General features: G+C 34.7%; 1 protein-coding gene and 1 pseudogene. Both read right to left on the reverse strand.

Translation table 11 applies throughout. The features are described from left to right. Positions 1–92: 92 nt before the first annotated feature. A complete protein-coding gene (locus QUA99_RS32860) occupies positions 93–371 on the reverse strand; it encodes a Photosystem I reaction center subunit PsaK (RefSeq protein ID WP_333343679.1) in 279 nt (92 codons plus the stop codon). 59 nt (positions 372–430) lie between these two features. Further along, positions 431–1140 (reverse strand): annotated as a pseudogene (locus QUA99_RS32865) (transposase); the annotation flags it as partial. Between the last annotated feature and the right edge of the window lie 100 nt (positions 1141–1240).

A 1240-nucleotide genomic window follows, 5' to 3' on the forward strand; every position in this document is an offset into this window, starting at 1 on the left:
GAAACATAAACCTATTCATATTCACTCATTTATTTATTATACATCGCTGATGTTATTAAATTTTCATTCCTAAGCTAATTATTCAGCAAGCCCTAAATATACTTGTCGATGTTGAGAGTCAAAATCAAGAATATTCCGAGCAAATGACCGGCGCTCATGCAAGCCAGAAATGCTGGTAAGCTAACATTATTGAACAGAGACGGGAAGGGCAAAGGCATTTTCGGCCCGACGTGGGGAGGCAAAATTCGGCGGCTGAGAACGAGCAAGGCCAAGATATTGCAAACAAACATTACCAGAGGCTTTTGCCAATTTCCTGATGCTGTGTCAGCCAGAGTCGATTCTAATACTGCCAGTAAATTTGAGTTAATCATCGTGGATGCTCCTATGTTTATAGGACTTACGAATTGACAAAAAATATCATCTATGTATTCTAGAGAATGCCATGACTGCTAAGGTTTCCCAAAATATGCTCACGTATAACTGAAGTGAATAGATTCCTTTGGAATTCATACCAGTTACTAATTATTTTTTCAGACCGCATAAACTCCAATTTTACAAATGCTTGAAGTGAACAAAATATATGAGTCTTGATTGCAGAGGTGTCTCTCACCATGAAACGACAAATTCCACATACTTGTTTTATGGCTCTATGAAATGTTTCAATTTGCCAATAAGTATCATGAATTGTGAGAAATTAATCTCTTGTTATCTCCTGAACCTTTGACTCGTCTGGCAAATACAAAATATCGTGTCTAGATGCCTCTTCTTTAAAGCTTTTCCTAAAAACAATTATAAATCCAAATTCTTTCAAATGAGTTATTAATCCTGACTCAGGAATGACCAGAGTGCTTACCGGGCAATAATTATGGGACTCATTTGATACAGTCCTATTTTTTTCAATTCCGAATAGAAAACCCTATTTCTGGTTTTTTAGAAATTTTAAATTTTCCACTCCTGAATACCAACTATCTCTTGTTACTATTTTTGGCTTGACTCCCAAATTTATTATTTCACTCACCATTTTTCTAAAGTAATCGTTTTTTGTTTTCCCTCCATTTTATCATAAATTATGTAATTTATTGGGACTGAATTACCATTAATATCGCTGTAATATAGGGTGATTAAATTTAAACCAATAATAAATAGTTTTATGAGCTTTTTCTGGTAGTGCCATGAAGGAAAGGAAGGAGTAAATTTAAGCTACTATTAGAGAGAAGTTTTTGCCATAGCGTGATATGAC

It is taken from the genome of Microcoleus sp. F10-B2, from assembly GCF_036704965.1.
Taxonomy (GTDB): domain Bacteria; phylum Cyanobacteriota; class Cyanobacteriia; order Cyanobacteriales; family Microcoleaceae; genus Microcoleus.